This is a genomic window from Marinobacterium sp. xm-g-59 (assembly GCF_013283315.1).
In the GTDB taxonomy this organism is placed as follows: Bacteria; Pseudomonadota; Gammaproteobacteria; order Pseudomonadales; family Balneatricaceae; genus Marinobacterium_E.
In genome coordinates this window covers 191376-217184 of record NZ_WBYR01000004.1, presented here as the reverse complement: position 1 = coordinate 217184, position 25809 = coordinate 191376, and the positions used below count along the sequence as shown (strand labels likewise).

The window sequence follows — 25809 nt, the reverse complement described above, 5'->3', positions numbered from 1 at the left end:
TAAAGCCCAGAGCAGTGCGTATCAAAGATTCAACCATAGGATCGCCCCATGTATCGACACACACTGCTCTGGTTCACCAACAACTTACGCCTTGATGACAACCCCGTCTTTAATAAAGCCCGTAACAGCGAACAGCTAACCTGTCTCTTCATCCAACACCCCAGGGATAAGCGCACCAATCGATTTGGTTTCAAAGGAATCGGTAAGCATCGCCAACAGTTTTTAAACCAAGCACTGTCAAGCTTGCACAGCAAACTTAGCCTGCTGAACCAGGCGTTAGAAGTGATTGAAAGCGATTACGTCGAAGCGTTAAGCCAGGTCATTTTACGTGATCAAGTCGAGCATTTAGTCACCTCTCGACACACTGGCAGCTATGAGCAGAGCGCTCTTAAAGAGATCGCATCACGCTTTCCGCACCTAGTGATAACAGTGTTAGAGACGCACACTCTTTACGGTGAGCGACAACTTCCCTTTGCCCTAGCGGAACTGCCGGATAGCTTCACCCCCTTTAGAAAGAAGATAGAGTCGATCGAGGTTGATGCCCGTATTGCTGAACCTGACAGCCTACCTCCTCTCGGCGATAAACAGGGTTCCACATTCAACATTGATTGCTCTAGCGAGAATGCCTTCAACGGTTCTGAGCAGAGCGCGTTAGACCATCTCGAACACTATTTCTCCAGTGATCTACCCGCCACCTACAAGGAGACTAGGAATGGTCTGGATGAGTGGGCGTGCTCGACTAAATTCAGTCCCTGGTTAGCGCTAGGGGTATTGTCACCCAAGCGCATCATTGAGAGGCTGAATCGTTATGAGGAAGATGTGGTTGCAAATGACTCGACCTACTGGATATTTTTTGAACTGCTGTGGCGTGACTATTTCCAGTGGTATGCCCACAAGTGGGGCAACAAGATCTATCACCAGACTGGGCCATTTAATCGTAAGCCCTTAACCTCTTTCTACCCAGAACGAATGAAGTCCTGGATTGAAGGCACCACCCCCTACCCAATCGTCAACGCTGCCATGCGTCAGTTGAAAGCAACGGGTTATCAATCCAATCGCGCCAGACAGCTGGTGGCGAGCTGCTTAGTGCATGAGCTTGGCATTGACTGGCGTTACGGTGCGGCCTACTTTGAAGAGGCGCTGATCGATTTTGATCTGGCCAGTAATTGGGGGAACTGGCAGTACTTAGGTGGAGTTGGTGCAGACCCGCGCGGCCATCGACAATTCAATCTGGCGAAGCAGACACATACCTATGACCCTGAGGGGCTATTTATACAGCGTTGGGGCGGTGAAGAGATGATGCTGCCAATCGATCGTGTCGACTACCACGACTGGCCCATCGAGATGAAATAATGCACCACAAACTCAATCTACCAAGCAAAATCTGTGAGCAGTGCCAAAAGCCCTTCAACTGGCGCAAAAAGTGGGAGCGCGATTGGGAGCAGGTGAAGTACTGCTCGGAGCGCTGTCGACGCGAGGCTAAGCAACAGCGATGAGCACCCTTAGACTGGTACTCGGCGACCAACTCAACGCCAAACACAGCTGGTTTCGTGACAAATCAGACCAAGTTACCTACCTCATTGCTGAACTGCACCAAGAGCAGAACTACGTTAAACACCATCTGCAAAAGATCACCGCTTTTTTTATGGCGATGCAGCGCTTTGCCGAGGCTCTTAAAAGCGCTGGTCATCAGGTCATTCATTTAACGCTTGATGAGACCGCCGATTTTGAATCCCTAGACTCATTGATCAACCATTTGATCAAACGCCACGGTTTTACACAGATTGAGTATCAGCGACCTGATGAGATACGTCTTCTTGAACAGTGTCGCAACCTATCACTACCAGAAGGGACCGGTCTGCGTGAGTTCGACACCGAGCACTTCCTACTGCCATTTGAAGCGATCAGCAAAGAGTTTAAACCTAATACTGGACACCGTATGGAGGCCTTCTACCGGCGCATGCGGGTTAAACATGGCTACCTTATGCAGGGCAAAGAGCCCGAAGGCGGTCGTTGGAATTACGATACCGAGAACCAAAAAGCGTTTAAAAAAGCGGATCTTGCGGACATTCCAGAACCACTGGTGTTTGCTCACAACACAGAAGATATTCGAAACCGTTTAGATCGACACGGCATCAACTACTTTGGTGAGATGGGCACACAACTTGTCTGGCCAATCACACGAAGTGAAGCGCTGGAGTTGCTGGAGTTTTTCTGCACTCACTGCCTACCTCTATTTGGAAAATTCCAGGATGCGATGACGGCGAACTCGGAGCACAAATGGAGTCTCTACCATTCACGAATCTCCTTCGCTCTGAACTGTAAAATGATCTCACCGGCACAGGTGATTGAGCGAGCCATTCAAGCATACCGCGAGCAACCCGAACGTATCGATCTTGCTCAGATAGAGGGCTTTGTCAGGCAGATTCTAGGTTGGCGCGAGTTTGTTCGTGGCATCTACTGGATCAATCTACCTGAATACCCCAGCATGAATGCCCTGAATGCAGATAGGCATCTCCCCGACTTTTTCTGGGATGGTAAGACCAAAATGAACTGCATGCACCAGTGCATTGATCAGTCACTGGAGTACGCCTACGCGCACCACATTCAGCGACTGATGGTTATAGGGAACTTCTGTTTAATGGCTGGCATTGATCCTAAACAGGTTGATGCCTGGTATCTAGGCATCTACATCGACGCCATTGAGTGGGTAGAGATGCCCAACACCCTCGGTATGAGTCAGTTTGCCGACGGCGGCTTGCTAGCTTCCAAACCCTATTCAGGATCAGGCCAGTACATCAATCGAATGAGCGACTACTGCAAAGGGTGTCACTACGATGTGAAACAACGCTCGGGGGATAACAGCTGCCCATTCAATAGCCTCTATTGGCACTTCCAACATCGCCACGCCAGCCGTTTCAGCAACAACCCACGCACCGCGATGGTCTATCGTAACTGGGATAAAAAGCCTGAAGAGGAGAAGTCAGAGATTCTGCAAACAGCCGAGCACTATTTGCAGAACCTAAATGAGCTCTAGGGTAAACTAAACGACCTCGCAACCTTTAGAAAGATGAGCAAGATGCATAAGTTCAATGGAGTCATTCTAGCCGGCGGTCACTCATCAAGAATGGGGGCTGATAAGGCTCTACTGACACTGGATGGAGAAACGCTGTTAGCGCGTGCCCAACAGCTATTATCTGAATGTGGGGCAGGTAAAGTAAGGGTTTGCCGAAATGATGACAATCCAGCTCATATACAAGATCAGTTTAAAGACTCCGGTCCTCTAGGTGGCATACATGCAGCACTGGCTGAAGACTCATCACGGCCAACCTTAGTGATACCCGTTGATCTGCCACTAATGCAACGCAGCGAGTTAAGTCGACTCATTGATGCGGGGTTTACCCATCAGTGCACTAGCCACTTCGATGATCTCTACATTCCCATCTTTATTTGGAATCCTGAATCTCTTATCGATGGACTGACGCAGCGACTTGTTGAGGGTGAAAGACTCTCTCTCAAGCGTTTCTTTTCTGAAAGAGAAGAGCGCTCTATCCCCTGCATAGACGAGCAACAGCTACTCAATGCCAATACGCCAGAGGAGTGGCAGGAGATATTAGAGCGCTTTCAATCGCTCTAAAGAGGCTTTCGCTGCGTGTGACAGTTCAGATCCATCCGCCTCTAGATAAGCAAAAATTTGCTCTTTCATACCGCGTGACCAAAAGCGTTTTAAGTGCACAGAGACCTTCTCAGCCACCTGATCTTGAGACTCTCCAGAAGTGATATTGGCGGCGATTTGATTAACCATCTCGATCATCGATGCCAATTGATGCTGTGACATTCTAAATTTCCTTATTCAACTTTGTGTACTGCACCTGTCGTCCGGGGCGAGCAAAACCGATCAAACGAATCCCAACCGCCTCGGCCTGACGACAAGCAAGATCAGTGGGAGCTGATAGAGTAACCAGCTGGGCAATGCCAATGACGGCCGCTTTCTGAACGATTTCGTAACTCCCTCGACTGGAAATAAGTACAAATCCGTTCTCCACTTCAGCGCCTGTTTGCATGAGATAACCCACCAGTTTATCCATCGCATTGTGACGCCCAACGTCTTCAAACACTCTTAAGATCTCACCCGACAGAGAACACCATGCAGCAGCATGCACTCCCCCGGTTGCTGTTTGCAGCGCTTGATGTGACTGCAAATGCTGAACCGTTAAGTCGATCGATTCAGGGTTAACATTGACTGTCTGGGATACAGCTGCAATAGGTCGAATCGCCTGCTGTATCGACTCTACACCGCATAAGCCACAGCCAGTGCGTCCTGCAAGGTTACGCCGCGTCTCTCCCAAACGACGAGCGGCACGTTGAGTCACCTCAATTTCAATTGAAACACCTGCCGAATCAGGCAGATACTCAACATCGATACCCAATATTTCGTCAGCCGACTCCACAACCCCTTCGGTTAATGAAAAGCCATAGGCAAAGACCTCAAAATCCGCTGGCGTTGTCATCATCACCGCATAAGAGAGCCCGTTATAGACGAGCGCTGTGGGTATCTCTTCGGCTACCTCATCAAACAGGCTAACCTCAGATTGATTAACCTGCCATCGGGATACCTGTCGCGTTCGACTCTGCTTCATCACGGGTTAGGCTTTCTCACCCGTCGCTGACGCCAAGAAGTCTCTCTGACGTTTATCAAACTGCTTAAACTGAGACTGCCAATCGGACTCACCGGTGACTTTATTAACCTGCACGGCTGTCACTTTGTACTCAGGGCAGTTAGTCGCCCAATCTGAATTTTCAGTTGTGACCACATTCGCCCCGCTACCTGGGTGGTGGAAAGTCGTGTAGACCACACCTGGCTGCATACGATCTGAGACCAGCGCCTTGAGCACAGTGGTGCCCATTCGAGAGGCAATACTGACCGAATCACCTGTTTGAATACCGCGATCCTCGGCATCGATCGGATGGAGCTCGAGTTGATCTTCAGGGTGCCACTGCTGGTTCTCTGTTCGACGGGTCTGAGCACCGACATTGTACTGACTCAAGATTCGACCAGTGGTCAGAAGCAGAGGGTAACGTCGATTCGATCGCTCTTCAGTCGGCACATACTCAGTGATCGCGAACTGAGCCTTTCCGATTGGAAAACTATCCATGTGCATAATCGGCGTACCTTCAGGCTGCTGATCATTACATGGCCATTGAATGCTACCCTGCTCTTCTAAACGCTGATAATTCACACCTGCAAATGAGGGTGTTAATTGAGCGATTTCATCCATAATTTCTGAAGGATGCTGGTAGTTCATTGGGTAGCCTAAAGCATTCGAAAAGGCCTGAGTAACCTCCCAGTCGGCCATCCCAGCAAGCGGCTTCATCACCTTGCGAACACGGTTGATACGTCGTTCAGCATTGGTGAATGTGCCATCTTTCTCTAGGAATGAAGAACCCGGCAAGAAGACGTGGGCAAATTTGGCGGTCTCATTCAAGAAGATATCCTGAACCACCAAGCACTCAAGCGACTTCAATGCAGCTTCAACATGAGCCGTATTCGGATCAGATTGGGCAATATCTTCACCCTGCACATACATCCCTTTAAAGTCACCATCGAGCGCAGCATTAAACATATTAGGAATACGCAGACCGGGTTCGTTATCAAGCGACACATTCCAGACAGCTTCGAACTTCGCTCTGACCTTGTCATCTGACACATGCTGGTAACCGGGTAGCTCGTGTGGGAATGAACCCATATCACAGGAACCCTGCACATTGTTTTGACCACGTAGCGGGTTAACACCAACCCCTAAGCGGCCGATATTACCGGTCGCCAGTGCCAAATTGGCAATACCCATGACCATTGTGGAACCTTGCGAGTGTTCGGTAACACCTAAGCCATAGTAGATTGAACCATTAGGAGCTTTGGCAAAGGTACGTGCAGCGTCGCGAAGTGTCTCTGCTGCAACACCAGTAATCTCTGCTACGGCCTCGGGTGCGTGTTTCGGATCTGAAATATGCTCACGCCACTGCTGATAGCTTCCATCATCGACACGCGAAGCAATAAAGTCACGATCCTCTAAACCTTCAGTAATCACCACATGAGCAAGTGCATTAATGACGGCAACATTGGTTCCGGGAAGTAGTTGAAGATGTTGTGACGCTTTAATGTGGGCACTTGAGACGAGACTGGTAGAGCGAGGGTCTGCCACAATCAGAGATGCACCCTCTCGGACACGACGCTTCAACATCGAGCCAAACACAGGGTGTGCATCCGTCGGGTTGGCACCGATCACCAAAATAGCATCAGAGTGCAAAACAGACTCAAATGTCTGTGTCCCAGCCGATTCACCCAAGGTCACTTTCAATCCAAAACCGGTCGGCGAGTGGCAGACACGCGCACAGGTATCAGTGTTGTTGTTACCAAAACCAGCGCGGATCAGTTTCTGTACTAGATAGGTCTCTTCATTAGTACAGCGTGATGAAGTGATGCCACCGATACTTTCACGACCGTATCTCTGTTGAATAGATCGCATCTTGTTAGCCGCATAAGTGAACGCCTCATCCCAAGAGACCTCTTGCCAGGGCTGATCAATTGAGTCACGAATCATCGGTTTGGTCACACGATCACTGTGTGTTGCATAGCCAAAGGCAAAGCGACCTTTAACACAGGAGTGTCCCATGTTCGCTTCGCCACCCTTGTAAGGCACCATGCGAATGAGCTGATCACCTTTCATCTCGGCTTTAAAAGAGCACCCCACACCACAATAAGCACAGGTAGTCACAACTGCGTGTTCAGGCTGACCTTGATCAATGACCGATTTTTCCATCAATGTAGAGGTCGGGCAGGCTTGGACACAGGCGCCGCAAGAGACACAGTCTGATTCCATAAAACTGTCATCAGCGCCAGCGGTGATCTTTGATTCAAAGCCACGATGCCCCATGGTTAACGCAAAGGTGCCCTGAACTTCTCCACAGGCCCGCACACAGCGAGAACATGCAATACACTTGGTCGGATCAAAGGTGAAGTATGGATTTGATTCATCTTTCTCACCCTCAAGGTGGTTCTCACCATCAAATCCATAACGAACTTCACGCAGACCAACGGCACCGGCCATATCTTGAAGCTCACAGTTACCATTAGCCGGACAGGTCAGACAGTCCAGCGGGTGATCAGAAATGTAGAGCTCCATAATGTTACGACGCAACTTCGCCAGAGCGTCATTTTGCGTTGTAACACGCATGCCCTCCTCTGCTGGTGTCGTGCAGGAGGCAAGTTTACCTCGACGGCCTTCAATCTCTACGGCACAGAGTCTACAAGAGCCGAACGACTCGAGATTATCAGAGGCACAGAGCTTGGGTATTTGTATACCGATCTCCGCTGCCGCACGCATAACAGAGGTACCCTCAGGAACTGATACCTGAAAGTCATCTATCCAAAGAGAGACCATTTTGTCTGATTGACGCTTAGGCGTCCCGTAATCTTTGTCGGCTTCAAAAAATTGGACGGTCATTAGTGGACCACCTTGGCAAAATCTTCAGGGAAGTGACGTACAGCACTCATAACGGGGAAGGGTGTCATTCCTCCCATGGCACATAGCGACCCATCCACCATGGTTTCGCAAAGATCTTCAAGCAACGCCATATTCTCTTCACGAGATTGGTTTTGCTGAATTCGATCAATCACCTCAACCCCTCGGGTAGAACCGATTCTGCAGGGTGTGCATTTACCGCAAGACTCAGAGACACAGAACTCCATTGAGAATCGTGCTTGCTGCAACATATCGACTTGATCATCAAACACGACAACACCACCATGGCCTAACACGGCTTGCTTGGCAGCAAAGGATTCATAATCGAGTGGCGTATCCCATTGTGATTCGGGAAGGTAGGCTCCTAAAGGACCACCGACTTGAACAGCACGCATAGGGCGGCCGGTAAAGGTACCGCCGCCAAAATCGTCCAACAGTGTTTTTAACGAAGGACCAAAACCGAGTTCAACGAGGCCGCCTCGTTTAATGTTTCCAGCCAACTGAAAAGCCAGGGTCCCTCTTGAACGACCAAAGCCAACATCGGCATAGGCTTTAGCCCCTTCGCGAAGAATAAATGGAACTGAAGCCAACGTAAGCACGTTATTGACGATCGTTGGCTGACCAAAGAGTCCTTTTATCGCAGGCAGTGGCGGTTTAGCACGAACCATACCACGCTTGCCCTCAAGGCTTTCTAGAAGCGCTGTCTCTTCACCACAGATGTAGGCTTTAGCACCGAGACGCACCTCAAGATTGAAGCATCGTCCCGATCCACAGATATTAGTGCCAAGGAAGCCTTCGCTCTCTGCAGTGTTAATCGCAGCATTAAGGATACGGTGCGCTTCAGGGTACTCAGATCGAAGATAGATGTAACCCTGTTCAGCACCCACAGCCAGAGCCGCGATGGTCATCCCTTCGATCAACTGATAGGGATCCGCTTCCATAGCTAAACGGTCAGCAAATGTGCCAGAGTCACCCTCATCCGCATTACAGACAATGTACTTCGTTTGGCCAGGGTCGGCATCCACATCATGGACCGTTTGCCACTTTATACCCGTTGGAAAGGCAGCACCGCCTCGACCACGCAATCCTGACTCTTTAACCTCATCAACAATCTGCTGCCCCGATAGATTTAACGCTTGGCGCAAACCGACAAATCCACCGGTGGATTTGTAAAATGTGATTGAGAGTGGATCATCCAACCCAGCTCTGGCAAATGAAAAACGCTGCTGCTGTTTTAAATAGGGAATCTCTTCAGTCAGCCCAACAGACAATGGGTGAGATTTGTCTGCATTCAAGATCGCATTTACCAGTGATTGATCAACCTGTTGAGTTGTTACTGGGCCAAATCCAACACGCCCTTCTGGCGTTTCGATCTCAACTAAGGGCTCAAGCCAAAACATGCCCCTAGAACCATTCCTAACAATCTCAATTTCCTGCCCTGATGCACTGGCAAGCGCTAGTATAAGATCAGCCACGGCATCAGAACCTAAGGCTTTTGCTGTCATATCTTGCGGGATAAATAGTTTAGCCATTGGTTAGCTCCAAGTTGTGCGTGCGAAGCCCATCCATCAGGTCGTCAAACTGTTCAAGCGTGACACGAGCATAGGTTTGATCGCCAATGCGTATAGAGGGAGAACAGGCACAGTTGCCCAAACAGTAAACGGGCTCGAGTGTAATCTCGCCATCAGCGGTCGTCTGGTGGTAATCGATACCCAAAGCTTGTTTAGCGTGAGCCTCTAAAGCGCGGCCACCCATAGCCTGACAAGACTCTGCTCGACAGATCTCGACCTGATATTTCCCAGGCGGTGTCATTCTGAACTGGTGATAGAAGGTAATCACGCCATATACATCGGCTTTAGATTGATTGAGCGCAGCCGCTATGAGATCGATCGACTCAGGCGGAATGTAACCGACGGCGTTTTGAATCTCATGCAGAATAGGCAACAGCGCGCCTGGCTTATCTTTCAACTGCTCAATTGAAGAAACAACGCCATCAACCCACTGTTCTGTTGTAAAACCCGTAGGTAGAGAGGACGCCTCTGAATATGCATTTATATTCATATTTAATCGCACTATATTGGCTGATTTTTTGTTTAAAGAACCTTATCATTGGTTAAAGCCTATACAAATATGCATTTTTATTCATATGAACAAGATCAAAGTCGAGCCTAACTGGACATTTACCGACAGCAGCGGACAGCAACTAAGTCCTCAGCTTTTTGCACTCTTACATGCACTGAAAAAATCAGAGAAACTGACAGACGCTGCTAAACAGATTGGCATCTCATACCGACACGGCTGGAACCTGATCAAACAGTGGACCGATTTTTTTGGAACACCTCTGGTAGAGATGCAGAAAGGTCGTGGAGCGAAGTTAACAATACTGGGGGAAAAACTGCTTTGGGCCGAAGAGCGAGTCCAAGCGAGACTTGGACCTCAGATGGAGAACCTCGCAACCGAATTGAATTTAGAGATCCATAAAGCGCTAGAGATACACAACCCGATCCTAAGCCTTTACGCCAGCCACGGCTACGCGGTTGCACTACTCCCAGAACACATTGAAGAGCTAGAACTTAATCTGCAATACATGCCGGCCGAACAAGCGATCCGTGCTGTGATCGCTGGGGAGTGTGATATTGCAGGCTTTCATCTTCCAAGGGGAGTGGGCGGCAGCCAATTGATTGAACAGCACAAACGACAACTGTTAAGTGATGACCTTACTGTCATTCGCTATATTACCCGCCAACAGGGGTTGATCGTTCAATCAGGGAACCCTAAACAGATTAAGTCGCTTAACGATTTAATACGTTCTGATGTTCGATTTATCAATCGGCAGGAGGGCTCCGGCACCAGCGCACTGTTTAATGAGTTGATTCATCGCGCAGAACTGGACCCGGAAAAGATTAATGGCTACACCACTCGAGAGTTCACACACTCAGCCGTTGCCGCCTATGTGGCATCAGGCATGGCAGATGTGGGCTTAGGTGTAGAACCTCCGGCACGAAACTTCGGGTTGGATTTTATCCCGCTTGCGCTGGAGCACTACCTTTTAGTCTGTAAAACAAACAGACTTGAACACCCTCCGGTTAAAGCACTTATCGGGCAACTCACCAGCCCAGGACTCACCTCAGCCATCGAAGCCCTGCCAGGTTACCAGTTGGATGGAATAGGCTCCCAAATGAGCACTGATAAGCTCTTTGCAGCGATAACCTAATTTGAAAAGCTATGAGAGCACTACAGTTTTCAGACCGTTAACAAAGACGCGCTGTTCGGTGTGAGCACGAACGGCTTTGGATAACGCCAGGTTCTCCATGTTACGACCCATATCTCGCAAGTCATCAGGGCCAAAACTGTGATCAACACGACCCACCTCTTGTTCGATGATCGGACCTTCATCAAGATCAGAAGTAACATAGTGAGCGGTCGCACCAATCTGTTTCACACCGCGATCATAGGCTTGGAAATAGGGTCTAGCGCCCTTGAAGCCTGGCAAGAATGAGTGGTGTATATTGATGCACTGCCCTGCCAACGCCGAACAGAGCTCTGGCGACAGAATCTGCATGTATCGAGCCAGTATCACCAACTCAGAACCTGTCTCTTTGAACGCTTGCAGAATGCGCTTTTCACGAGCAGCTTTGGTCTCAAGTTTTGTCTCCAGGGTAGGCAACAACTCGAAATCTAAGCCGTAGAAATTGGCGACAGGCTCAAGGTCTGGGTGGTTAGACAGAATGCCTGTCACTTCGATATTGAGCTCACCACGTTTCTGCTGGTAGAGCAGCTCCATCAGACAGTGATCGTGTTGCGAAACCAGTATCAGAGTTTTCATGGGCGCTTTAGCGCTGCGCCACTGAGCGTTCATCTCTAACGCATCCGCAACTTCACGATTAAACTCGTCGGCTATCAGGTCTAAATCCAATGGCGTGTGAGTAGTAAACTCTAAACGGCTGAAAAAACGACCCGACACCTCGTCATCAAACTGCTTCATTTCGACAATGAAAAAATCACGATTCGCTAAAAAAGTAGTGATTGCGGCCACCAATCCAGTACGGCCGGGACACTCAACCTTGAGTGTGTAATGATGTGACGTAGACACGCTGTTTCCTAATAGTGCAGTTCGAACTCAATTAGCTCGAATATCTAATATGCGTTTAGAATAAACGCTTCATTTTTATATGCAATCCACCTGAGGATACAAATTGTGATTCGCGACGATGACCTAGCTTTTTTCAAACCCAAAGCTCGCCGCTACGGTACTGTCATATTTACAGGACTTTGGGCTGCAGCCGAGTGGTTCTTTTGGGGTGCTGCCCCATTCTGGTCAATACTCGCTACGGGTCTGTTTGGATACACCTACTGGCGATTGATTCACACCTATCCTAAAGAGTTGTAGCCACTCAGTTACTTCACTCCTGACCAGAACTCAGATGAAATCTGGCGTGCCAATATGAGTGCCGTCATTAGCTCATTTTTGGGAACCGAAACACCCAACCGCTTCGCTTGTTCAACAACAAATCCATTCAACGAATCGACCTCGGTTAAGCGGCCCGCCCGCACGTCCTGCAACATAGAGGGCTGATGAAAGCGGTGTTCGGCACAAGCGAAGTTGATTAGGTTATGCAGCGCCTCTGTATCCACAGTCACATTCATTGCGTTCGCGACGCTGACAGCCTCATCGGCCAACGCGTGAGCTTCCCGCTTCAACGCCTTAGTGTCATTAACAATACCCGGGCCGGCATCAGTTAAAGCACAAACTCCGTTCATAGCGACATTGAAACAGGCCTTCTGCCAGATCTTGTTCAAAGGCTGATCGACATTGGCAGCGGTAATACCCGCCTCTGTTAATATTTTCTCCAACTCAATCGCTGCAGAAAGCGCATGCTGATCATTCGGATTGAGTGGGCCAAACCAAGTATCGCTAAACCCGTGCGAGCGAACAAAGCCAGGCTCAACCTGAGTTGCGGGAATCATCGTAACGCCATGAATCACAGACTGTTTAACATGTTCAGCGATTCGCAGACCATTACCCAAACCGTTTTGAAGCGTTACTATGATCGATGAAGGTGATAGTTTTGGTTCAATGGCCTTGATAGCCTCTACACTTTGGTAGGTTTTAGTGAACAGCAGTACAAAACGAGCATCGCACGCGTGCTCTAACTGCACCGCACTTGGGTGAACAACAAAGGTATCATCACTGGTTTCAACTTTGAGCCCCTGAGCGTTTACCACTTCAGCATTACTGCTTGAGCGATTGACCAGTTGTACACTGTAACCCGCCTCAGCAATGCACCCACCGACATATGCACCCAGTGCGCCAGCTCCTAAAATCATCACATCATTCATAGACACTACTCAGCTTTTAGTCCCTTCATAAATTCGAGGGTAGCACCGATTCGAGGTACCTTCTCGGTACTCTGGTGATATACAAGATAAAACTCTCTTTGTACCTCAATCTCAGGGGTCAAACGTACCAGTTGATCACTCTCTCTTAGTAGAAACCTGTGCAGCATACCGATACCTAAACCAGCTTTAACTGCTTCAACCTGACCAATAGGAGAGTAGATTGCTGTTTGTGATTGCCACTGAGGCCATACAGAGCGAGGTGTATTGAGTTTGTCCGAAAAAAGAAGGTCTTCCACATAACCGATCAAACGATGCTCCGATAAATCCTCAATAGAGTCCGGCATACCGTATTGATCAATATATTGTTGAGATGCATAGAGACCAAGGCTATAGCTACCTATGCAGATAGAGTCCAGCTTGGGTTCGGTTGGTTTACCCACCATCACCGCAATATCGGCTTCACGCCTTGATAACGAAAAGCCGCGTGACTGAGGAACAATTTCTATATTTAGATCTGGGTTATCCTGAAGAAAAGATGACAACTGCGGTGTCAGCACGCGCAGCGCAAACCCCTCTGGCGCTGCGACACGCACAGTGCCACTGACGGAGCTGCTATCACTACCAAAGATTTCGCCGGCTGCTTCTATTTCGGCCTCTGCACGCTCGAGGTAATGCATCAAACGCACGCCTTCGTCGGTCAGTTTCAGTCCTTTACTCAGGCGGATAAAGAGCGGAGTTCCAGTCCTCTGTTGCAAATAAGAGAGGTGACGAGACAGTGTAATCGTCGAGATATTTAGGCTCTCAGCCGCCTTTCCCATCTGCCCTGCCCTAGCAACGGCAAGAAAGTAACGAGCATCTTCCCAGTTAAATGTTGAACTGCGCATAACCCACCCAATTGATCTATCAATTTTGATATATCATACATTAATTATTTTCTATTGTTACAACAAATATGATGATGTCTAATAACTCCATACCAATAAAGGAGAAGTTCTATGTCTATCGTAGGTAACTACATCGGCGGCCAGCACGTCGCTTCAAACTCAGGTCGTACAGCACCTGTCTACAACCCTGCGACTGGCGCACAAACTAAAGAGGTTGCGCTTTCAACTGCAGATGAGACTCGTGCAGCGATTGCCAATGCACAAGAAGCTTTTAAAACTTGGAGCAAAGTGACTCCACTTCAGCGCGCTCGCGTCATGTTTAAGTTTAAAGAGCTAGTAGAAGCTAACGCTGATGAACTTGCTGAGCTAATTACTTCTGAGCACGGTAAAGTCTTCTCTGACGCGAAAGGCGAACTAACTCGTGGTCTTGAAGTTGTTGAGTTTGCTTGTGGTATCCCTCACCTTCAGAAAGGCGAGCACAGCCTAAACGTTGGCCGTGGCGTAGACAGCTACAGTCAGATGATGCCTATGGGTGTGTGTGCGGGTATCAGCCCATTCAACTTCCCAGCAATGGTTCCAATGTGGATGTTCCCAGTAGCAATTGCCTGCGGTAACACCTTCGTAATGAAGCCATCTGAGAAAGATCCATCAACGACTATGCGTCTAGCAGAGCTGCTTAAAGAGGCGGGCCTACCAGATGGTGTATTCAACATCGTAAACGGTGACAAAGAGGCAGTAGACGTTCTTCTTACAGATGAAGCAGTTCAGGCAGTAAGCTTCGTAGGCTCTACGCCAATCGCTGAGTACATCTACTCAACAGCGAGTGCACACGGCAAACGTGTTCAGGCTCTTGGCGGTGCTAAGAACCACATGATCGTAATGCCAGATGCTGAGCCATCACAGGTTGTTAGCTCTCTAATGGGTGCTGCATACGGTTCTGCAGGCGAGCGTTGTATGGCGATCTCTGTTGCTGTCTGTGTAGGCGATGCGGTTGCTGACCACCTGATCAAAGATATGACTGCAGAGATCGAGAAGATGTCTGTAGGCAACGGTATGTCTTCACCAGAGCCACACATGGGCCCTCTAGTTAGCCGTGTTCACGCTGACAAAGTATTGGGTTACATCGATTCAGGTGTAGAAGAAGGAGCAACGCTTGTCGTTGACGGCCGTAACTTCAAAGTGGTTGATCATGACAACGGCTACTTTGTTGGCCCAACGCTGTTCGATAACGTTAAGCCTGGCATGCGCATCTATAACGAAGAGATCTTTGGTCCTGTGCTTTCGGTTGTTCGTGTTAACAGCTATGAAGAGGCACTGAACCTAATCAACGAACACGAATACGGTAACGGCACGGCTATCTTCACACGTGACGGTGACACGGCTCGTAACTTCTGTGAAAACGTACAAGTAGGCATGGTCGGTGTCAACGTGCCAATCCCAGTACCTATGGCATTCCACAGCTTCGGTGGTTGGAAACGTTCACTATTCGGTCCACTGCACATGCACGGTCCAGACGGCGTTCGCTTTTACACTCGCATGAAGACAATCACAGCTCGCTGGCCAACCGGTCTAAGTGCTGGTCCAGAGTTCACAATGCCAACAATGAAGTAATCTTCATTGAGCAACAAAAAGACGACCCTTGGGTCGTCTTTTTTGTTTATGCTATCCACTCAACCTTACGAGATCACACATTGAACCCTCAATACCTTAAATCTGACCTACTCATGCTGCTGGCCTCCCTGTTAGCTGCCATTAGCTGGATATTCTCTAAAGAGGTTCTGCTAGGTCTTGAACCCATTCTATTCATGGGCTGTCGATTTATGTTGGCGGGGCTCCTGATTGCCCTGTTCGCACGCAGTGAGTTGTTACTCTTCACCTTACGTGACCTTTCGCGGGTGACCTTGGTTGGTGTGATATTTGCCGCAGGCCTAGGGTTTTGGATATTAGGCCTGTTCCACGGAACTCATATCGGAATCGGCGCGTTTCTGACCAGTTTAGGTGCCATTTTTGCACCTCTTTTGGCGCCACTATTTGGTGACCAACCCACACGTTTTGCCTGGTTCGCGGTGCCGGTTGCTGTGATCGGTGCTGCTTTTCTCACCTTAACATCTAACTTTGTCTTTGGTTTGGGTGAGTGGTACTACTTAGCGTCAGCAATCTCTTTTGCAATCTACCTAAACATCAATAGTCGCGCCGCCGGTAAAACACCATTAAGAGCACTGACGTCGATTCAACTGCTGACAGCGGGCGCTGTTCTGTTGCCGATCTCATTATTAACCGAAAGCTGGACCATTAACGCCGAGATCTCGATTCTAGGCTGGTTTCTTGCCAGTGTGTTAATTGGGACCAGTCTGCGCTTTTTTGTTCAGACCTACTCACTGAAACTTGGCCCCGCAAGCCGAGGTGCTCTGATCCTGACATTGGAGCCTGTTTGGGTGGCTATCTTAGGTATGATTTGGCTGAAGGAGACGATGTCCGCGTCACAACTACTTGGTTGCACGTTGATTCTGCTCGCGGTTTTCATATCCAGAGCAGACCTATTGTTAAAGGTTTTCTGTAAATCGAAACGACTAAGATCCAATGGGCATTCCGCATCTTAAAATCGATGCACTAAAGGTTTTATACATTTATCTACTTTTTCGCATTAGAGTGATCGATCACCTTTAGGAATTGAGCATTGTGAGCAGCACAGATTCAAACAGACATTTAATCATTGAGCGCAACAAAGTTATCTTTGCTGGCATCTGTTCAATGATCCTGACGGTTGGCATAGCTCGATTCGCTTACACACCTCTGCTACCGCAAATGCTAGAGCAGACAGATCTCTCAAAGTTAGTGGGAGGCTGGTTAGCAACCTACAACTACATCGGCTATTTAGTCGGAGCTATCTTAGCGGCGAATATCAAAGAGCTGTCAGCAAAACTTCATCTCTACCGTTTTTATCTAATTCTTGCGACGGTCACTACGTATGGTACTGGCCTTACAGAGGATCACCTGCTCTGGTCAATACTCAGATTTCTCTCTGGCATCTCCAGTACCGCGGGGCTGCTGCTCGCCTCTGGACTGGTCATAAACTGGTTGCGCGCCAATCATTTCAAGCCACAATTAGGGGTCCATTTCATCGGCATGGGCATCGGTATTGTCTTTACCGGTTTGATCACAGCCCTATTTTCGGCCGATCTAAGCTGGGATCAACAGTGGCAAGACCTTGCATTGATGGGCGCTGTGTTTCTAATTCCAGCTTGGCTTTGGATGCCCTACCCACCTAAATTTGAAGCAGGTACGTCAAATCAAACTGAAGAGCCTGATTCACGGTTTATGAACCTACTGATCGCCACCTATTTCTGTGCCGGTGTTGGTTACGTGATCAGTGCCACGTTCATTATCGATATTTTACAAAACACACCCCAGTTAGCAGGCAAAGGTGGTTGGGTGTGGGTCATCGTGGGGCTTTGTGCGGCGCCGTCGGCACTGATCTGGGACAAGGTAGCTAACCGCATTGGACAGATACAAGCCCTGCAATTGGCCTACATCATTCAAATCATTTCGTTTATCTTGCCGCTTGTGACCGACCAAAGTTTGGCCAGTTTCATTGCCGCCGCTTGTTGGGGAGGCACCTTTGCCGGAATCGTCAGCTTAACGCTGGCCATTGTCGGACGCGCATTCCCCTACAACCCAGCGAAAGCGATGGCAAAACTGACCATCAGCTTTGGGGTTGCTCAGATCGTTGCACCGATTTTTGCCGGTTACGTTGCAGACCTATCTGGCTCCTACCTTGGAGCACTTCTTGGAGCATTGGTTGTGATGATTGCAGGCATGCTGTTCCTGCATAAGATTGGCTATAACCTGAAGTGAATGACCAAATAAAAACGCCAGGCTGCAACTAAGCAGCCTGGCGTTTTTAGCAGATGCGTAAAATTACTCTTTTACATCTTCGTAAGGAAGACCTACATACTGCTCGGCAATAACACGACGACCATTTTCGTAGTTCATGAAGTAGCTGAGCTCAGAATCCATAAAGCGCTGACGCATTTCTGGATCAGTACCTGCATCGCTAACTTCGTCACCAAAGTCGTGAAGCATGTTAGTCATCATCCAGCTGAAACGTTCACCGTGCCAAACGCGGCGCAGTGCGATTTCAGAGTACTGATCAATGTATTTACGATCACCCGTTTCATAAACTTTAGTCAGAATCTTGTATAGCGTTGCCACATCAGAAGCAGCCAGGTTAAGACCTTTAGCGCCTGTTGGCGGTACGATGTGTGCCGCATCACCGACTAGGAAAAGATTGCCGTACTGCATTGGCTCACAAACAAATGAACGGAGCGGTGCAATAGACTTCTCAAGTGCTGGTCCAGTAGTAACATTGTCAGCCGCCTCTTTAGGTAGGCGCTTTTTAAGCTCTTCCCAGAACGCTTCATCAGACCAATCTTCAACCTTGTCAGTCAAAGGTACCTGAATGTAGTAACGTGAACGAGTTGGTGAGCGCTGTGATGCTAGGGCAAAGCCACGCTCTGATTTCGCATAAATAAGCTCATCGTGACATGGAGGCACATCAGCCAGTAGACCTAACCAACCGAATGGGTAGACACGCTCGTGCTCAGTACGTACATCTTCAGGAATCGTTTGACGTGAAACGCCGTGGAAGCCATCACAACCCGCGATGAAGTCACACTCAAGACGGTACTCTTCTCCACCGTGAGTGAATGTCACATAAGGATTATCACTCTTCACATCATGTGGCTGAACATCCGATGCTTCATAGTAAGTATCCAAGCCTTCAGTTGCTTCACGAGCAGCCATTAGGTCTTCAGTAATATCGACCTGACCGTAACAGACAACGACGTCACCGCCTGTCAAACCTTTAAGGTCGATACGATGATTTTCACCATTTACTGCAATGACGACACCTTCATGAACGTGACCACACTTGTCCATGTTTTCAGCAACACCGGCTTCACGGACTAGATCTGCAAAGCCCTGCTCAAGGATACCTGCGCGGATACGACCCAATACGTAATCACCCGTTACACGTTCAAGTATGACGTTAGAGATCCCTTTCTTGTGTAACAGTTGTCCTAACAACAGACCCGAAGGGCCGCCACCAATGATCGCTACTTGTGTCTTCAATGTTTTCATTATTCTGCTCTCGAGATGATTCAAAATCGTTCAAACATAATGGACCGACGGCTCTGCTCCCAACAGGGCCATTAACGATCATTAATAGTACTTTTCCGATCTTAATTAGAGTCGTAGTTATGAGAACTACGGTAGACAGCAGGGGTTTGATCAGTGAGTTTCTTGAAGAAACGCGAGAAGTAGGCAGGATCTTTAAAGCCCAGATCAAAGGCTAACTCTTCGACACTACCACGGGTGAACACCAGACGGCGCTTGGCTTCCAACAGCAATCGCTCTTGCACCATCGCCTTGGCGGTTTTACCCACCTCCTGTTTACAGAGGCGGTTAAGATGATCAGCAGAGATACCGATAAACGACGCATACTGCTCTACCGACAGGTGGTCATAGAGGTGTTGTTCGATCAGTTTTCGGTATCGTATTACCGGTTTGGCGGCTTGAAGTGATGGCGCGCTATCAGCATCAGTGACTAGCAAACGGCGCAGCTGCATCAACGTCGCTCGGGCTAACCATTCCGAGACCAATGAGTGCCCCATATCGACAGAGGCCAGTTCCCGCTCGATCATGCCTAAGTAACCCTGAATCTCCTGAACAATGCGCTCTTGACCGACTAGAGAGATCACCGATGCACTAGCAAACAGGGAACCAAAATAGGGTTCACAACGCTCATAGGACTCGTTGGTCAACAGCGGTTCTGCCAATGTCAGCACGACACCCTCAGTTTCGGGCGAGAATCGAAAGCCATGTACAACACCGGCAGGCAATGAAATCGCAAAGGGGCCTGTCAAAGAGTGATTATGATCATCGATAGTGACGTCAGCCATGCCATCAAAGACAAAAATGATTTGGAACATTCGTCCATGTCGGTGTGGTTGAATAGACCAACCATTATCGCGACTGCGACTGGCTATGTTCTCAACATGCACAAACACCGGATCATCAATATTGGATTCACCGTAGAGCCCAAACTGGGGAATGGGATTCATGCTCGTTGAGGCGGTCATGCTTTTACTGAGCCTCAGCCCGATTCGATAAACGAGTCAGCATATCGACCAGCAGTTCACGCTCTGAATCTTGCAACGGCTCATAGAAGGCCTCTTCGTTAGCCTTTACCTTCTGCTCGGCTGCTTGGTACCACTCATTACCATGCTCAGTCATTCTCAGTGCATAGGATCGTCTGTCATTCTCGGCAGCACAACGCTCTAGCAGATTCATTTTTTCTAGCTTATCGATCGCTGCGACCATAGCCGAACGGTCAGTACCAAGGGTATTCGCCACTGCAGTCTGCGTCAGGCCAGGGTTACGGTAAACAATTTCCAACACAGCAAACAGCCCCGGACTGATGCCTAACTCAGCACACCCCTTAGAAAAGCCATTAAATGCAGCAAGCTGAGCACGACGCAGGTGGTAGCCTAGGGAGCTGCCCAGCAGCCCGAGATCCACATCTAATTCATTTTTACGCTTTGAACGACTCGCCATTCCTTACCCTTAACACTAATACAGCTGCTATAAGCACTTAAAAAGATAGGGATATTGTAAACACACTTTGTACTTAAATTAAAATTGTTTAGTTACTAAACAGTTTTAGACCAAAGCATATTGCTGAACCCTTTAATTGTTTATATGATAAACAAATATCAGACAGACACTGTGCTTCATAGCACCCAAACAAAATGAGGCTTCTTATGAGCAACTACACTTACATCCAGTTCACTGTTGAAGACGGCATCGGCCACCTACACCTTAACCGTCCTGAGAAGAAAAACGCGATCAACGACGAACTGTGTCTTGAGATCGAACAGGTATTTATCACCATGCCTGAAGATGTACGTGTCGTGATTTTCTCGGGTGCTGGCCCAGAGTTCTGTTCAGGTCTTGATCTTGCGGAACACAAAGCACGCCAAGGCCTAGATGTTGTTAAGCACTCAAACATGTGGCACCGCACCTTTGGACATATTCAAAACTCAGGCCTTCCAGTAATTGCCGCTATGCAGGGTGCTGTTATCGGTGGTGGCCTTGAGCTAGCAACCTGTGCACACGTTCGTGTTTCTGAAAAAGGCACTTACTACCGCCTACCAGAAGGCCGCCACGGTATCTTCGTGGGTGGTGGTGCATCACGTAACGTTGCACGCGTTATCGGTGCCGGCCGCATGACTGAGATGATGCTAACGGGTCGTGATGTCGACGCTGAGGAGGGCTACCGCCTAGGCCTATCACACTACGTTGTTGAAAATGGCCAGTCACTAGAGAAAGCAAAAGAGCTAGCAGCACACATTGCCACCAACTCACCCTACTCAAACTGGGCTATGACAACAGGCCTTCGTCACATCGACAGCATGTCTCATGACGACGGCATGTACACTGAGTCTCTACTTTGCGGTATTACACAGACTCACCCAGACGTTGTTGCTCGTCTAGAGAAGTTCCTAAACCGTAAAAAACAGCCACAGCAGTAAGCGGCCGGAGTTCACTATGCAGATTGCAGATAAACTATTTCTAGTGACTGGCGCTGGCTCAGGCCTTGGTGAAGCAGTGGCACGTCGTCTAAGTGCGATGGGTGGCAAGGTATGTATCGCAGATATCAATGAAGCAGGCGGCAACCGTGTTGCAGCCGATTTGGGCGACTCGGCGATCTTTTGTAAAACTGACGTCTCTGATGAAGCTTCTGTAAGCGCGTGTATTGAAGCAGCAACAGCTAAGTTTGGTGCACTCTCAGGGGTTGTTCACTGTGCTGGTGTTGGCGGTGCTAAACGTCTGGTTGGCCGTGATGGCCCACACGACCTTGCGAGCTTCCAGCGCATTGTAAACATCAACCTAGTCGGTACATTCAACATTGCACGCTTGACTGCAAACGTCATGCAGAACAACGAACCAGGTGATTCTGGCGAGCGTGGTGTGATTGTCAACACGGCATCGGTTGCAGCCTTTGATGGACAAATTGGCCAGGCGGCTTACTCTGCATCTAAAGCCGGTGTAGCAGCAATGACACTACCACTAGCGCGTGAACTAGCGAAACTTGGCATCCGCATCATGACGGTTGCTCCAGGTCTATTCCGCACACCGCTGATGGACGAACTACCTGAAGAGGTTCAGGCAGCGCTTGGGGCATCTGTACCTTTCCCTTCACGTCTTGGTAATCCAGATGAGTTTGCAATGCTTGCACAGCAGATCATCGAAAACCAGATGTTAAACGGTGAAGTGATCCGCCTTGATGGTGCGATCCGCATGGCCGCCAAATAATCATTAAGCAGAGGTAAGTTAACGATGAGTGACTATCAAGCTCCGCTAAAAGAGATGCAGTTTTTGGTTCAGAACGCTGTTGAAAATACCGGTCTGAACGCAAATGAAGCGCTGGCTGATTTCGATGCCGATACTGTGGCAGCCATTCTAGAAGCGGCCAGTGAACTGGCTGGAAAATCGCTTTCGCCAATGAATGCTGTGGGTGACAACGAAGGTTGTCGCTTTGAAGATGGCAAAGTCTTCACACCTACCGGTTGGAAAGAGGCGTTCGATCAGTTCGCAGCAGACGGCTGGATGGGCCTAGCCCTACCTATGGATTTCGGTGGTCAGGAGCTGCCTAAATTCATCGCGCAGCCTGTTAACGAGATGTGGCATAGCGCTAACCTTTCGTTTGTTATGTTCCACGCAGTCATTCAGGGCTGTAGCGAAATCCTAATGAAGTTCGGCACGGAAGAGCAGAAAGCTCGTTACATCGAGAAGTTCATCACCGGCGAATGGACTGCTGCCATGGCTTTAACTGAGCCTAGCGCTGGTACTGACTTGGGTGAGCTCAAAACCAAAGCGATTCCTCAGGATAACGGCCAATACCTAATTAAAGGTCAAAAGATCTACATCACCTACGGTGAGCACGACATGACTGAGAACAAGGTTCACTTTGTTCTAGCTCGCACACCCGATGCTCCTGAAGGTAGCCGTGGCATCTCTCTATTTGCTGTACCCACTTACCGTATTAATGACGATGGTTCACTGGGTGAATTTAACGACGTTGTCTGTACCGGCATCGAACACAAAACCGGTCTACACGGTAGCCCGACCTGTTCAATGAGCTACGGTGACAAGGACAACTGTTTCGGCGAATTAGTCGGTCCAGAGAACAAAGGCTTGATGGCAATGTTCATTCTGATGAACGAAGCTCGCCTATCTGTCGGTGTACAGGGTGTAGCTCTTTCTCAAATCGCATATCAGCAGGCGTGTGAATATGCACTTGAACGTCCACAGGGTCGTCACTTTGCTACTGGTGAGCGTCGCGTAGCCATCGCACAGCACCCCGATGTTGCGCGTATGCTAATGACCATGAAGTCATTCGCAACAGGTCAGCGTGCGTTAGGCTACCTAATCGCTGCCCTATTCGATAAGTCAGAGCAAGCAACGGACGAAGCTGAAAAAGCAGCTGCTGAGTCTCGCATTGCACTGCTCACTCCAATCTTTAAAGCGTTCGCGACCGAACAGGCCAACCTAATGACCGGTACCGGCATTCAGGTATTTGGCGGCATGGGCTTTGTTGAAGAGACGGGCGTTGCACAGTTTATGCGTGATGCGCGCATCACGACCATTTACGAAGGTACTACCGGTGTTCAAGGTAGCGACTTGCTGTTCCGTAAGATTCGTATGGATAAGGGTGTAGCACTGACTCAGTTACTTGAAGAGATCGATGCTGTCGCTAATGAGCTCACTGCAAACACGGATCTTGCCAAACTGGGCCAGGACCTTACCGCAGCAACCGCAGCCGTTCGTGACACCCTCCCTGCCCTGCTGGCTGAAGAGGCTGATCTACTGCAACTGAATGCTGGCGCAGTCCCAATGCTGGATGCACTGGGCTTCTTACTGACAGCATGGCAACTTGGCGAGATTGCATTGAAAGCAACTGCTGAACAGAGCAACGATCCAGAGTTCTTTGGCAACATGATCGCGCTAGCCAAGTTCTACAATGCGCACCAGTTACCTCAGGTGTATGCAAAAGTGGCTAACTTCAATTCCGCAGCTGACGGAATTGCGGACTACAAATTTGATGCTTAACGCTTAGATGCATTAGGCATCAGGAGATAAAAATGACTGCAGAATTTCATTCAGTAAATATCAACGACTTCGGCGTGACGATTGAGAACGCTGCCGAAGGCGTGCAATACGTCACCAGTGCAGAGCCATTGGCTGACTACCCAGTTAAGCTAACCGATAAACTGGTTCACTGGGCTAAAGAGACCCCAGACACTGTACTGATCAGCCAGCGCGGTGAAAATGGTGAGTGGGAATCACTCACCTTCGCACAGACACTTGAGCGTGTACGTTCAATTGCCAGCTGGATGCTGTCGCAAAACCTGAGCAACGATCGCCCAGTGGTTATCCTGTCAGGCAACTCGACAGAACACCTATTGGTTGCTCTAGCGTCGATGTACATCGGTGTACCTTTCTCACCCATCTCGACTGCATATTCGTTAATCTCGAGCGACTACGGCAAACTGCGTCACGTCTTTGACACACTGACACCGGGTCTTATCTTTACCGATAACCTAGGTCCTTACCGTGATGCCATTGACGCGGTTAACATCGATAAAGCACCAGTACTGACCTGTTCAGCAGACCACGCAACGGATGGCTTAAGCTACGCCGTAAGTAACCTAGATGATGCGATCAATTACACAGCTTCCGCCGAAGCAGACGCAGCACATAACGCACTAACCGGTGATGCCATCGCTAAGTTCCTTTGGACTTCGGGTTCAACGGGTATGCCGAAAGCGGTCATCAACACTCAGCAGATGATCTGTGCCAACCAAGAGATGGTGCGTTCTGTCTACGCTTTCCTTAAAGATGAGAAGCCCGTTATTCTGGATTGGCTACCATGGAACCACACCTTTGGTGGTAACCAGAACATCGGTATGGCGATCTACAACGGTGGTACTTTCTATATTGATGAAGGTAAACCGGTACCAAAGATGATTCACCACACTATGGAGAACCTCAAAGAGATTTCGCCAACCATCTACTTCAATGTGCCTAAAGGCTACGAGTTGATGGCGAAAGAGCTAAAAGCGAACCCTGAAATCGCTAAATCGCTGTTCAAAAACTTGAAGATGTTCTTCTTCGCCGGTGCTGGCCTAGCTCAGCACGTCTGGGATCAGCTTGACGAGCTTTCGGTTGAACACACTGGTAAGAAAGTACCTATGGTGACAGGTCTTGGCGCCACTGAGACGGCACCGTCTGTCTTGTTCGCATCCGTTGAAGAGTCTGCATCAGGCGTTGTTGGCAGCCCAGCACCCGGCATCACGCTTAAGCTCATCCCTAACGGTGACAAAACAGAAATCCGCGTGAAAGCGGTTACCATCACCCCTGGATACTGGCGTAACGAAGAGCAGACTAAGAAAGCGTTCGATGAAGAGGGCTATTACTGTCTAGGTGATGCGGTTAAATGGATCGACGCGAACGAACCTAACCGCGGCCTTCTGTTTGATGGCCGTGTCTCTGAAGACTTTAAACTCGATACCGGGACTTGGGTCAGCGTAGGCACACTGCGTGCATCACTGATTCACCACTTTGCCCCTTATGTGCAAGATGCCGTAATCTGTGGCCGTGACCGTGGTTACATTGCAGCGATGATCTTCCCAGACTGGGCTCACCTTCAGGCACTGGTTCCTGGTGGTAAAGAGATGGACAACGAGACATTGGTTGCTCAACCACACGTCAAAGAGGTGATGGCAGAACGTCTTGAACAGATGGCGGGCACCAGTACCGGTAGTTCAACACGCGTTAAACGCATCACAGTACTGTCTGAACTGCCATCGATCGACGGCAACGAGATCACAGACAAGGGCTCGATCAACCAGCGCGCTGTCATGGCTCGCCGTGCTGATATAATGGAATCACTATACGTTGAGTCATCTGATGACCACGTGATCTCACTTTAAGGGGAT

The 25809-nt window shown here is 49.1% G+C and carries 24 protein-coding genes; 13 read left to right on the top strand and 11 right to left on the bottom strand.

Annotated features, from left to right (window positions below; translation table 11 throughout):
- Positions 1–48 precede the first annotated feature (48 nt).
- Genes XMG59_RS06950 through XMG59_RS06935 form a run of 4 tightly spaced genes read left to right on the top strand, consistent with a single transcriptional unit; the run spans position 49 to position 3637 of the window.
- Entirely contained in the window at positions 49–1353 is a 1305-nt protein-coding gene (locus XMG59_RS06950) for a DASH family cryptochrome (RefSeq protein ID WP_173498426.1), read from the top strand.
- A complete protein-coding gene (locus XMG59_RS12195; RefSeq protein ID WP_173481210.1) occupies positions 1353–1496 on the top strand; it encodes a DUF2256 domain-containing protein in 144 nt (47 codons plus the stop codon). The genes XMG59_RS06950 and XMG59_RS12195 overlap by 1 nt, the downstream gene beginning before the upstream one ends.
- Entirely contained in the window at positions 1493–3037 is a 1545-nt protein-coding gene (locus XMG59_RS06940) for a cryptochrome/photolyase family protein (protein ID WP_173498425.1), read from the top strand. Before XMG59_RS12195 ends, XMG59_RS06940 begins: the two co-directional genes overlap by 4 nt.
- A gap of 42 nt (positions 3038–3079) precedes the next feature.
- Positions 3080–3637 carry a molybdenum cofactor guanylyltransferase gene (locus XMG59_RS06935; protein ID WP_173494909.1) on the top strand — a complete coding sequence of 186 codons (558 nt, stop codon included), beginning with the start codon at positions 3080–3082 and terminating at the stop codon, positions 3635–3637.
- On the opposite strand, the gene XMG59_RS06930 is transcribed toward XMG59_RS06935, so the two are convergent.
- From XMG59_RS06930 to XMG59_RS06910, 5 genes are read right to left on the bottom strand one after another with little or no spacing between them, the layout of a single operon-like run.
- Positions 3614–3838, bottom strand: coding sequence for a formate dehydrogenase subunit delta (locus tag XMG59_RS06930; RefSeq protein ID WP_173483023.1), 225 nt, complete (start codon positions 3836–3838; stop codon positions 3614–3616). The genes XMG59_RS06935 and XMG59_RS06930 overlap by 24 nt on opposite strands.
- 1 nt (position 3839) lies before the next feature.
- Positions 3840–4640 (bottom strand): formate dehydrogenase accessory sulfurtransferase FdhD, encoded by an 801-nt coding sequence (fdhD, locus tag XMG59_RS06925; protein ID WP_217363625.1) that lies wholly within the window; start codon positions 4638–4640, stop codon positions 3840–3842.
- 6 nt (positions 4641–4646) lie between these two features.
- Positions 4647–7505 carry a formate dehydrogenase subunit alpha gene (gene fdhF, locus XMG59_RS06920; RefSeq protein ID WP_173498424.1) on the bottom strand — a complete coding sequence of 953 codons (2859 nt, stop codon included), beginning with the start codon at positions 7503–7505 and terminating at the stop codon, positions 4647–4649.
- On the bottom strand, positions 7505–9055 hold the full coding sequence (locus XMG59_RS06915; RefSeq protein WP_173483025.1) for an NADH-quinone oxidoreductase subunit NuoF: 1551 nt from the start codon (positions 9053–9055) through the stop codon (positions 7505–7507). The genes fdhF and XMG59_RS06915 overlap by 1 nt, the downstream gene beginning before the upstream one ends.
- On the bottom strand, positions 9048–9584 hold the full coding sequence (locus XMG59_RS06910) for a formate dehydrogenase subunit gamma (protein ID WP_173498423.1): 537 nt from the start codon (positions 9582–9584) through the stop codon (positions 9048–9050). Before XMG59_RS06910 ends, XMG59_RS06915 begins: the two co-directional genes overlap by 8 nt.
- 85 nt (positions 9585–9669) lie before the next feature.
- Here XMG59_RS06910 and XMG59_RS06905 point away from each other — a divergent pair, with 85 nt between their 5' ends.
- A complete protein-coding gene (locus tag XMG59_RS06905; protein ID WP_173483027.1) occupies positions 9670–10737 on the top strand; it encodes a substrate-binding domain-containing protein in 1068 nt (355 codons plus the stop codon).
- 9 nt (positions 10738–10746) lie between these two features.
- Here XMG59_RS06905 and purU read toward each other — a convergent pair whose 3' ends face one another.
- Complete coding sequence (gene purU / locus XMG59_RS06900) at positions 10747–11616, bottom strand: formyltetrahydrofolate deformylase (protein ID WP_173481212.1); 870 nt, start codon at positions 11614–11616, stop codon at positions 10747–10749.
- Positions 11617–11721: 105 nt separating this feature from the next.
- Between purU and XMG59_RS06895 the strand changes: the two genes are divergently transcribed.
- A complete protein-coding gene (locus tag XMG59_RS06895; RefSeq protein ID WP_173481213.1) occupies positions 11722–11913 on the top strand; it encodes a hypothetical protein in 192 nt (63 codons plus the stop codon).
- A gap of 8 nt (positions 11914–11921) precedes the next feature.
- Here the strand turns inward: XMG59_RS06895 and XMG59_RS06890 are convergent, their stop codons facing one another.
- Positions 11922–12863, bottom strand: coding sequence for a ketopantoate reductase family protein (locus tag XMG59_RS06890; RefSeq protein ID WP_173483028.1), 942 nt, complete (start codon positions 12861–12863; stop codon positions 11922–11924).
- 5 nt (positions 12864–12868) lie between these two features.
- On the bottom strand, positions 12869–13747 hold the full coding sequence (locus tag XMG59_RS06885; protein WP_173484364.1) for a LysR family transcriptional regulator: 879 nt from the start codon (positions 13745–13747) through the stop codon (positions 12869–12871).
- A gap of 111 nt (positions 13748–13858) precedes the next feature.
- Here XMG59_RS06885 and XMG59_RS06880 point away from each other — a divergent pair, with 111 nt between their 5' ends.
- From XMG59_RS06880 to XMG59_RS06870, 3 genes are all read left to right on the top strand, one after another.
- Positions 13859–15358: a CoA-acylating methylmalonate-semialdehyde dehydrogenase gene (locus XMG59_RS06880; protein ID WP_173488672.1), complete on the top strand. Its 1500-nt coding sequence runs from the start codon at positions 13859–13861 to the stop codon at positions 15356–15358.
- A gap of 80 nt (positions 15359–15438) precedes the next feature.
- Positions 15439–16347 carry a DMT family transporter gene (locus tag XMG59_RS06875; RefSeq protein WP_173481217.1) on the top strand — a complete coding sequence of 303 codons (909 nt, stop codon included), beginning with the start codon at positions 15439–15441 and terminating at the stop codon, positions 16345–16347.
- A 79-nt stretch (positions 16348–16426) separates the two neighbouring features.
- Positions 16427–17602 (top strand): YbfB/YjiJ family MFS transporter, encoded by a 1176-nt coding sequence (locus XMG59_RS06870; protein ID WP_371731454.1) that lies wholly within the window; start codon positions 16427–16429, stop codon positions 17600–17602.
- Positions 17603–17665: 63 nt separating this feature from the next.
- On the opposite strand, the gene pobA is transcribed toward XMG59_RS06870, so the two are convergent.
- From pobA to XMG59_RS06855, 3 genes are all read right to left on the bottom strand, one after another.
- A complete protein-coding gene (gene pobA / locus XMG59_RS06865; protein ID WP_217362084.1) occupies positions 17666–18877 on the bottom strand; it encodes a 4-hydroxybenzoate 3-monooxygenase in 1212 nt (403 codons plus the stop codon).
- Positions 18878–18987: 110 nt separating this feature from the next.
- Entirely contained in the window at positions 18988–19869 is an 882-nt protein-coding gene (locus XMG59_RS06860) for a helix-turn-helix domain-containing protein (protein ID WP_173498422.1), read from the bottom strand.
- Between the two features lie 22 nt (positions 19870–19891).
- Positions 19892–20362 (bottom strand): MarR family winged helix-turn-helix transcriptional regulator, encoded by a 471-nt coding sequence (locus tag XMG59_RS06855; RefSeq protein ID WP_173484362.1) that lies wholly within the window; start codon positions 20360–20362, stop codon positions 19892–19894.
- Between the two features lie 206 nt (positions 20363–20568).
- On the opposite strand from XMG59_RS06855, the gene XMG59_RS06850 reads away from it, so the two are divergent.
- Genes XMG59_RS06850 through XMG59_RS06835 form a run of 4 tightly spaced genes read left to right on the top strand, consistent with a single transcriptional unit; the run spans position 20569 to position 25803 of the window.
- Positions 20569–21339, top strand: a complete 771-nt coding sequence (locus tag XMG59_RS06850) for a crotonase/enoyl-CoA hydratase family protein (RefSeq protein ID WP_173481221.1) — start codon at positions 20569–20571, stop codon at positions 21337–21339.
- Between the two features lie 16 nt (positions 21340–21355).
- The gene (locus tag XMG59_RS06845; RefSeq protein ID WP_173483032.1) at positions 21356–22123 is read left to right on the top strand and encodes a 3-hydroxyacyl-CoA dehydrogenase; all 768 of its coding nucleotides are present in this window, start codon (positions 21356–21358) and stop codon (positions 22121–22123) included.
- Between the two features lie 24 nt (positions 22124–22147).
- Positions 22148–23920: an acyl-CoA dehydrogenase gene (locus XMG59_RS06840; protein ID WP_173498421.1), complete on the top strand. Its 1773-nt coding sequence runs from the start codon at positions 22148–22150 to the stop codon at positions 23918–23920.
- A gap of 32 nt (positions 23921–23952) precedes the next feature.
- Positions 23953–25803 carry a feruloyl-CoA synthase gene (locus tag XMG59_RS06835; RefSeq protein ID WP_173498420.1) on the top strand — a complete coding sequence of 617 codons (1851 nt, stop codon included), beginning with the start codon at positions 23953–23955 and terminating at the stop codon, positions 25801–25803.
- The last annotated feature ends 6 nt before the right edge of the window (positions 25804–25809 follow it).